This window comes from Gluconacetobacter dulcium (assembly GCF_014174165.1).
Taxonomy (GTDB): Bacteria; Pseudomonadota; Alphaproteobacteria; order Acetobacterales; family Acetobacteraceae; genus Gluconacetobacter; species Gluconacetobacter dulcium.
In genome coordinates, this window is the sequence record NZ_JABEQN010000024.1 from 59,577 (window position 1) to 69,175 (window position 9,599).

Annotated in this window: 6 protein-coding genes; 3 read left to right on the forward strand and 3 right to left on the reverse strand. The window is 65.3% G+C overall.

Annotated features, from left to right (window positions below):
- Position 1: 1 nt before the first annotated feature.
- Both HLH25_RS16540 and HLH25_RS16545 read left to right on the forward strand, forming a co-directional pair.
- The gene (locus HLH25_RS16540; protein ID WP_182975114.1) at positions 2-670 is read left to right on the forward strand and encodes a response regulator; all 669 of its coding nucleotides are present in this window, start codon (positions 2-4) and stop codon (positions 668-670) included.
- 98 nt (positions 671-768) lie between these two features.
- Entirely contained in the window at positions 769-2,091 is a 1,323-nt protein-coding gene (locus tag HLH25_RS16545; RefSeq protein WP_246402614.1) for a sensor histidine kinase, read from the forward strand.
- Between the two features lie 183 nt (positions 2,092-2,274).
- Here HLH25_RS16545 and HLH25_RS16550 read toward each other — a convergent pair whose 3' ends face one another.
- Positions 2,275-4,656, reverse strand: a complete 2,382-nt coding sequence (locus tag HLH25_RS16550) for a TonB-dependent receptor (RefSeq protein WP_310889132.1) — start codon at positions 4,654-4,656, stop codon at positions 2,275-2,277.
- 612 nt (positions 4,657-5,268) lie between these two features.
- Between HLH25_RS16550 and HLH25_RS16555 the strand changes: the two genes are divergently transcribed.
- Positions 5,269-6,453, forward strand: a complete 1,185-nt coding sequence (locus HLH25_RS16555) for a Ca2+-dependent phosphoinositide-specific phospholipase C (protein WP_182975116.1) — start codon at positions 5,269-5,271, stop codon at positions 6,451-6,453.
- Between the two features lie 156 nt (positions 6,454-6,609).
- On the opposite strand, the gene HLH25_RS16560 is transcribed toward HLH25_RS16555, so the two are convergent.
- Positions 6,610-7,728 (reverse strand): TetR family transcriptional regulator, encoded by a 1,119-nt coding sequence (locus HLH25_RS16560; protein ID WP_182975117.1) that lies wholly within the window; start codon positions 7,726-7,728, stop codon positions 6,610-6,612.
- Positions 7,729-7,795: 67 nt separating this feature from the next.
- Positions 7,796-9,109: an MFS transporter gene (locus tag HLH25_RS16565; RefSeq protein WP_182975118.1), complete on the reverse strand. Its 1,314-nt coding sequence runs from the start codon at positions 9,107-9,109 to the stop codon at positions 7,796-7,798.
- Positions 9,110-9,599: the final 490 nt, after the last annotated feature.

Genomic DNA, 9,599 nt, shown 5'->3' on the forward strand with positions numbered 1-9,599 from the left:
CGTGCGGATCCTGGTTGTCGAGGATGAGAGGCCGCTGGGCTCGGCGGTGCAGGAGCGGCTGCGCCGGGCCGGGCATGCCGCGGATTGGTTTACCACGCTGGCTGACGCGCGGGCCGCGCTGGGGGCCATCGCCTATGATTTCCTGCTGCTGGATCTGGGCTTGCCGGATGGCAGCGGGCGGGACCTGCTGCGCGAGATCCGCCGGGGGGGATCGGTGATGGCGGTGATGATCGCCACCGCGCAGGACCAGATCAGCGACCGGATCGCCGGCCTGTCGGACGGTGCGGACGATTACGTCGTCAAACCCTACGATTTCGACGAATTGCTGGCGCGGATCGACGCGGTTTCGCGCCGGTACGGCGCGTTGGCCAGCAACCGGCTGGTGCTGGGGGACGTGGAGATCGATTTGGGCCGGCAGCGCCTGGCGCGCGAGGGCGGGGAGGTGGACCTGACGGCGCGCGAATGGGCGGTGATCGCGCTGCTGGCCCGGCGGGCCGGGGCCATCTGCTCGCGCGAGCAGATCGAGGATGCGCTGTATGGTCTGGGCGAGGAAATCGAGAGCAACGCGATCGAGGTCTTTATCAGCCGCGTGCGCAAGAAGGTGGGGGCCGGGTTGATCCTGACCGTGCGGGGGCGCGGGTATCGGCTGGCGCGCGAGGCGGGGACATGAGGGGGCGTCTGGACCGGGAGGCCGGGTCGTTGCCGGCGCTGGTTGCGGGGAAGGCCGCGTGGCGTGGCGACGGACGCTGGAGCCTGGCCACCCGCATCATGGCCGGGGTGCTGGTGGTGGTGCTGGGCTGTCTGGCGCTGCTGAGCGTGCTGGTGGCGGGGTTCACGCGCTACGAGGTGACGGAGCGGCTGGACAATTCGTTGCAGGAAGTGGCCGAGCGGCTGGAGTTCGTGATTGCCGCCCATGCCGTGCAGCCGACCGGGGGCACCGTGGCGCTGCTGCCGGAGGTCGGGCCGCGCACGCTGGCCTACCAGATCGCCACCCCGGATGGGCGGTTGCTGCTGCGATCGCAGAACGCGCCGACCGAGACCTTCGTCCCCGTGGTGCGGGGCGGATTTTACGACCGGCCGCGCTTTCGGGTCTATGTCGTCAAGGCGTATGACGGTGGTCAGTACATCCTGGTGGGCGAGCCGACCTTTCATCGGCGCGAGGCCGTGAGGCGGGCGACGCTGATTTCGATCCTGCCGATGATCGTGTTTCTGCCCGCGGTATGGCTGCTGGTGCGCTGGGTCGTGCGCCGGGCGCTGCGGCCGCTGACGGTCTTGCAGGAGGAAATTCGCGCGCGCGGCGGCGGCAATCTGGCCCCCATCCCGGCGCTGGACCTGCCGGAAGAACTGTCGGCCATCCATATGGCCGTCAACCTGCTGCTGGACCGGCTGAAGAAGGCGCTGTCGAGCGAGCGGGCGTTCGCGGCCAATGCGGCGCATGAGCTGCGCAACCCGATCGGCGCGTTGCTGGCGCAGGCGCAGATGCTGCGCGAGCAGTTGCATGAGCCCGAGGCGCCGGGGCGGGTGGGTGCCATGATCGGGCAGATCCGTCGGCTGGGACGGATGACGGAGAAACTGCTGCAATTGTCGCGCGCGTCGTCGGGGGTCGCGATGGGGGACGAGCGGTTCGACCTGATTGCGGTGTTGCAGATTCTGGCCGAGGAATTTGCCGATATGCCGCCGCTTTTTCCCGTCGTGACGGTGGCGTGCGACGGGATGGAGGCGCTGTTCGCGCGCGGGGATATCGATGCGGCGGGCATTCTGTTTCGCAACCTGATCGAGAATGCGGCCCATCATGGCACGCCCGATGCCGCGATCGCGGTGACGCTGTCGCGGGCCGGGGTGGTGGATATCGTCAATGACTGCGTGGCCCTGCCGGCCGCCATCCTGTCGGGTTTGACCGAACCGTTCGTGCGGGGGGGCAGTGCGGCCGATGGCAGCGGGCTGGGACTGGCCATTGCCGCGACCATTGCCGCGCAGATGGGCGCTGGGCTGGAGATCGCCTCGCCCGTGCCGGGAACGGAGCGGGGGTTTCGGGCGCGGGTGGTGCTGATGACCGTCGAAGCGGTGGCCGGCCCGGTGACGGTGCCCTGACAGACGGTCGATGTCGATGCCGGACCGCCATGCGGCGTGCCTGCCGGGCATTCTTGCGGCCGCGTGCATGTCGCGACCGCCAGCGCCGCCTTTCAGGGTGTGCAACGGGCGGGCCGCCTGGAATTGGGGCCGGCCCGTTGGTCGTGGGGTGTTCCGTTCCCTCGGGGTGAGGTCGGAGGGGGATCAATAGGCGATGTTCAGGAAGCCGCCGACCGTCCGCCGTGCGTCGGGTGTCGTGTAGTGCAGATAGCCGGTCGCGCCGTATAACTGGTATCCGGTCGAAAAATACTGATCGAACAGGTTTCTGACATACAGGCCGACCTGTACCCGCTTGTTCCACGGCAGCAGGCTGAGGCGGAGATTGACCAGGCTGAAAGCCGGAACTCTTGAATAGGCGGGCTGGCCCACCACCGTCCAGTAGGTTCCGCGATAGGCGTAATCGACATGCGCCCGCAGCCCCAGATGCGGCGTCAGGTCATGGTCGTAATCGATCGCGGCGTTGGCGGAGAATGCCGGGGCATTGGTCAGTTGGGTGCCGGTGTAGCTGGTCTTCTGATTGGCCTGGTAATCGGTGAAGTAGGCGCTGGTGTAGGTTACCGCACCAGACACTGTCAGGTCGGGAAGGGGTTTGAACGCCACGTTGCCTTCCACGCCCTGGCTGCGCAGGCCGCCGGCATTGCCGATCGCGCTGGCGAGGATCGTGCCGCCGGTGCCGTCGGGCACCGGGGTCAGGATCGTGGCCTGGAAATCGGTGAAATCCTCGCGATAAAGATCCATGTTGAAACGCAGTCGGTGATGCAGCCATTCGGATTTCATGCCGACTTCGTAGGATTTGACCGTTTCCTGATGATACGGGTCGTATTTGTTGCCGACGAAGGCGATGCCGGCGGGCTTGTAGCCGGTCGAGAAGGTGAAATACGTCATGACGTTGGGGTTGAAGCGATATTCGGGCGAGATCCGTCCCGAGAAATTCTGCCCGGTCATGACGCCATAAGGATAGACGGGCGCGGCGCTGGTGGGCACGAAGGTCGGCGTGTATCCCATCAGCGGGACGGGATCCGTCCATATATAGCCCAGGCTCTGGGAATTGCGGTCGTGCGTGTAGCGGCCGCTGATCGCCAGGTTGAAATGTGGGGAGATATTGAATTTGAGTTGCCCGAACGCGGCCAGGGATTCGTTGCGTGAATTGAAGAGCGAGGTGTTGCCCGCCTTGCCGAACGCGCCGGAGAGATTATAGAGCGTGCCGGGGCGGGCGCCGTTGGCGCCGATCAGCGGCGCGCCGAGCGTCCCCCACTGATACTGGGTCTGCCGCGCGTCGAGACGGTTGAAGAAACCGCCGACGAGATATTCGACCAGATGGCCTTTGGGCGAGGCGAAGTGGATTTCGTCGCTGAATTTCTCGGTCGTCAGATGGCCGAGATTGTACGGGATATAGGCATACTGGTTGGACGGCAGCAGATCGACCGGCGTGTTGTTGTCGTAGAGCGAGCCGCGATAGGCGGTGATGAACGTCAGGTCGTTCTGTCCGATCTTGGTATGCAGGTGCAGTGACGCGCCATATTCCTCGGAGGTGATGCCACCCATGAAGGAATCCGCGGTGTCGGCGTTCTTCGGGCCGGGAAAGACGCCCAGCGCGTTGAGCATCCTGGTGACGTTCGCCGGCTGCCCGCCGACGGGCGTGCGGACGCTGCTGTCCCAGTGATGGGCGTAATCCCCTTCCAGCGTGACGTCGAAATGTTCCATCGGCTCGGCATAGAGTTTTGCGCGTGTGCCATATTCGTCGGTCGAGCCGACCAGCCGGTTCAGGGTCACGTTTCGGCCGAAGCCGTCCTGCGCGTTGTCGAAGCCGGAAACACGGAAGGCCGCCTTGTTGCCCAGAGGCACGTTCACCGTGCCGTTGATGATGCGCTCGTTATGTTCGCCATAGCTTGTGCTGAGCCGGCCCGACAGGACGCCCAGGCGGGGCTTGCCGGTCGTCACCGAGATGACGCCGGAGGTCGAGTTCATGCCGAACAATGTGCCCTGCGGCCCCATCATCACGTCCACATTGTCGATATCCACCATCCCGACCATGCCGTTGGCGCGCTGGGCGTCCATGACCACGTCGTCCACCACGACGCTGACGGATTTCGCATTCGAGAAATCGAACGACGTGCTGCCGACGCCGCGAATCTGGAAAGCGGCGCCCTGCGTCGGGTCGTACTGCACGCCGGGAGCGAGATATTGCAGATCCGTCAATGCGGTGTAGCCGGCGTTGGCGATGGCCTTGCCGTCGAGATGCAGGATGGAGATCGGTACGCTCTGGTTATTCTCCGACCGCCGCTGCGCGGTGACCGTCACCGTTTCCAGCGCCGCTGATGCGCCGCCCTGCGGCGTGGTGGCCGGGGATGGGGTCGCGGTGCCATGGGGCGCCGACGGGGCCGTTCGTGTCGGCACGGCAGGTTTGTGCGCCTTGGGCACGCTTGCGGAAACGGCGCGGTCCGGCGCTGCCTGGGCGCGGCTTTCGCCGCACGCCAGAAGGCTGATGCCGCATGCGAGGGCGAAGCGATAGGTGAGTTTATCCACGGCGGAATGACCTAATGCTGGCGATGAACGAGGGAAACGGTCGGCTTATGCTGGTCAGGACGGCCCATGGAGTTTCCGGGCGGCGCTTTCGATCCTTTTTTTATTATTCGACATAAATGGAAAGCGCCTCTCTCGGTGGGCATCTTGCATGCTGTTTCTTGCGCGCGGGTTTCATCCATTCCATCGGGACGCGATGGGCGGGAGTTCGTCCGGCGGGCGAGCGATTACCATGGATTCTAACTGGAGAAAAAGATGAACGATCGTTTTGTAATATAAATTTCATGACTCCGGGAATCCTTGCGAATCCTCCGCGTCCCATGGCGATGCGCCACGATCTTTGTGTCATTCTGTGAGAAAATATGAATTAAATATGTCATATTTTACGAATAACCGTTCATGTTCCGCAGGATAGTCGCCGGATGGGACGGGTTTATGCGGGATGAAGTGTGCTTCGTGTTATGCTTGTCATAACCGCACTAATGTTTTAACCGTCGCTTCGGTCGCTCGGCGGGCGCGTCTTCGTGCCGGATCGCGACCTGTCGTATTTCAAATTGCCGATTTCGGTCCGGGCCTCCTGATTCGCGTCCCGGCTTCTCGAAGGAACAGCCAGACATGTTCAAATCTTTTGCCGCGCTGGCGGTGCTTGCCGCGCTGACGAATGTCTGCCCGGCCCGCGCGATGCCGGTGGAGGCCGACGCCCTGCCGGATACGCTGCCGATCAATCGGCTTCAGGTCCTTGGCACGCACAACAGCTATTCGGCCGGGGTCGATCCGCATGTCCTGGCGCTGCTGGCGCACTATCTGCCGTCCATGCCGGAGCTGATTAATAAAATGCCCGAGCCGCAGAGGAAGGAATTCCTGCTGGCCCACCCCAACCCGGTGACGTTCCAGGAGGCGCTGAGCTATGTGCATCCGTCGTTGCAGACGCAGTTGGACCTGGGCGTTCGCGCATTGGAGATTGACGTGAATGCCGACCCGGCCGGCGGTGCGTATGCCGACCCGGCGGCCTACACGATCCTGCGCCGACAGGGTGTGACCTCCCTGCTGCCGTTCGATGCGACGCCGATGCACGCGCCGGGGATCAAGGTCCTGCATATGCCGGACATCGATTTCCGCAGTTCGTGCCAGACGTTCCGTCTGTGCCTGCAACAGATGAAGGCTTGGTCGGACGCGCATCCCCGGCATGTGCCGCTGTTCGTCATGATCGAAGCCAAGGTGCAGGCGTTGAGCGTGCTGCCGGGCTCGACGAAGGTGCCGCCCTTTACCGATGCGACGTATGACGAGATCGATCGGACGATCGTCGATGTGCTGGGTCGTGACGCGGTGATTACGCCCGACGATGTGCGCGGCGATTACCCGACGCTGGAACAGGCGGTTCTGGCCGGACATTGGCCGACACTGGGCCAGGCCCGCGGAAAGTTTCTTTTCCAGTTGATCACGGCCACCGGTCGCGACGGGGCCTCGGCCTATCTGAACGGGCATTCCGGGCTTGTCGGCCGCATGGCCTTTCTCGATTCCGAGCCGGGGCGGCCCTATGCCGCGTTCATCCTCGATGACAACGCGCTGGTCAGGCAGGCGCAGATTCGCGACGAGGTGCGCCGGGGTTATATCGTGCGCACCCGTGCCGACATCGAGACCTATGAGGCGAAGCTGAACGATCTGACGCGCGCGCGCGCGGCCTTTGCCAGCGGTGCGCAGATCGTTTCGACCGATTACGAAAAGGCCGGCAATGCCTACCATACGTCCTATCGGGTCTCGTTGCCCGGTGGCGACGCCGCGCGGATCGCGCCGCGATAAGGGGTGGCGTGCCGGGGGGGGGGCATGGCGCGCGCGCGTAGCCCCTCCGCACTCTACGAATCCGTTCGCTCGGTCCCGGCGACAGGGTGCGTCGGACCCGATCGCCGGGCCGTGCGGGCCGAGGGGCGCGGGCGGATGCCGGGATGGCGGGTGGTATCAGGCCATGCGCGCCAGGCGCAGCGTGCGCAGCAGGTCGAACGTCACCTCCAGCCGGCGCGGCGCGGCGCCCGCCGCGAGGCGCGCCAGGCCGGACCCGATGGTGGCCATGCAGGCGGCCTGAATCGCGGCGGGATCGAGCCCTCGCGGGCCGCCGATCTGGAGGCTCACCTCGTCGCGCACATTCTCCGAGCGGCGGCGGCGCATGTCGAGGGCGAACGGTCGCAGGGACGGATCGCGCGTCGCGGCCAGGGCGATCGCGTGGGTGGCGCGCATGACGGCCATGCCGCGTCTGCTCTCCTGCCCACCATCGCGATCGTGCAGTTCCTGCCGCATGTCCAGCACCAGGGCGCCCAGTCCGGCCAGGAGCAGGTCGTCCCGCGTGCGGAAATGATATGCCACGCTGGAAACGGCGATATCCGACCGTTTGGCGACCAGGCGGTGGCTGATGGCCGGAATTCCGTATTCCGCGATCAGGTCGGCGATATGGCGTGCCAGTTCCATCTGGCGCGTGCCGGTGTGCAGGGCGACCGGGAGTGGCGTTTCCGCGCTTTCCTCGCCGCACAGCGCGACCAGGTTGGGCAGGGCGCGCGACAACCCGTGTGCGGTACCGGAAAATCCCTGTGCCAGACGGGCAATGTTGGCCCGGCGCAGCAGACGATACTGCGTGTCGTCGCCCAGCGCGACGGTATAGGGCATTTCGTCGCGGCAATAGGCGGCGACGACCGGACCCAGCATGGTGGCGTGCCCGACATCGCCAGTCTGGAACAGGGTTGTCCAGAAATCGTCCTCGTCGTCCAGGACCGATGCCAGGGATGGAAGCGCATCTGGGTTATGCACCGCGTCCAGCAGCAACTCGCAGCCGGCGATGGCGAAGGGCCGCCGTGCGGTGGCCGTGTCGTCGAGGAAGGCTTCGATCACGGCGGAGAGGGTGTCGGCGTCGGACAGGGGCAGGCGGGCCGTGCGCGATGCCCAGCGGGTGCGGATGTCCTGCCATTCGTCCCGTTGCAGCGCCACGATCGCGGCCAGGAGCGACGCCTTGTCACCGACATGATAGCTGAGCGCGCCCAGCGACACGCCGACATCCTGCGCGACGGAACGGAGACTGAGGCCGGCCATGCCTGTCCTTGCCAGCCTGTCGCGGGCACAAAGTGCGTATTGGTGGGGATTGGGACCTGACATGCGGCTATAGATGCCCGCTCGTGCGGCGGGGTGCAATGTCACGGGGGTCGGTGTCTTGCGCGATGGTCCGATCGGTCGCCGCGCGGGGCAACAGCAGGGCGCAGGCGCCGATCGCGAGCAGGGCGCACGTCGCCGTCAGGCAGAACACGGGCAATGACGGGCCGCGACCGTCCGTACCGATCTGTTCGCCCAGCAGGATGGACATCGCGGCCAGCCCGACCTTGGAAACCGCCATGAAGGTTCCATAATATCGCGATGTGTGTCTGGCGGCGGCGGCGGTTTCGACGAAATGCGTCCACAGCCCGAGCGCGACCCCGCCATTGGCGACACCGAGCAGGAAAATCAGGACCGCCAGCACCGCGTAATCGTCGTGCCGGGGCGGATCGGCCAGCAAGGCCATGCCGGCCAGGGCGCCACAGGACGCGGCGCAGCCCGTGACGATTCCCTTCGCCTCGCCCACCCGGCCGATCATGCGGTGCCAGAGCGGCTGGCTGATGGTGGCGCCGAGCGGAAGGCAGGCGAGAATCCAGGATGGAAGTGCCGGGGCCGCATGCAGGATGAAGGGAAATATCCTGACGAAATAAGGGGCGGTCCAGGCCGACACGAAGATCGCGACGCACTGGATGCTCAGCGCCTGGCGCAGATGGGCCGGGCTCTGCGGCGCGGGCACCACGGCGGTCGGCGGCGACCATGGGGAGGATGGGCCGCGCGGCGGGTGAGTCGTGCTGCGCCGCTCCAGCACCAGCGCCGTGAGGATGGCGGTCGTCGAGATGGCGATGGCTATGGCGGCCAGGTGCAGCGCCGCGCCCGTATTCCGGCCCGGCGTCGCGAAATAGCCGGTCATGACGCTGATCAGCATGGACGCAATGGCACTGCCGGCCAGGCGCAGGCCGACGATGCCCCGCCGTCGGCCGGGATCGGGCGTCGGTACGATCGAGAGCAATGTCTCCTGCCCCACATCGTATAATTCAAAGGCGATGCGGAACATCAGGATGCCCGCCACGATGCCGGCTGGCGCATGTGTGACGTATCCCGAGACCAGAATGGCCCCGAAACTTGCCGCGCACCCCAGGGCGCCGATCGATTGGATGCGCCCGGCGAAACGGGGCTGGTGCAGCCAGGTCTGGCAGAGGCGGCCGATGGCGAGATCGAGGATGGCGGACAGGCCGAGCCCCAGCGCCAGATATGTCGAGATATGGACCGGGTCGATATCGAGCATCCCGATCAGGAAAAACGTCAGGAAGACCTCGCCCATGTACCAGAACAGGCTTTTGCCGAAATGGGCGCAGACATAAGCGCGCGCCCAATCGTCCGCCATGGTCGATCCTTCTTCTGAGCGCCGCCTGACGATCCCTGGATCGGGCGGCAAGATTGTCGGGCACGCCCCCTGCGGCCCGTGGATCGGCCTGCCGCACGGTTGGGCACCTGCGGCGGGAAGGGGCCACCGGTCTGTCTCGTTATCCGATATCGGAACGGGACCGGCTGCCCGACATATATGGAAAGGGCCGATCGAAAACAAAAATAAGATTTGGTGACAGTTCGGCGTTCCGGGAGCGGTTGCTGTTTGAGTGCGTGCATCCGGGCCGGTGAAGATGGGACTGTCAGGAATTTCGTGTGCGAGGCGTTGAGCACATTGTTGATCAGACGGTGGCGCGCGCGAAGCGGTCACCGAAGAGAATGGCGAACTGTGCCTTTGCTGTGGAAGTCTCGACTAAATCTGACGTACGGTGTCTGTTGAAGCCCAACCAGGGCTGCTGCGGGGGCGGAGTGGCCGGGTGACGCAGCCCCCGCCGCAGCCATCGGAGGAC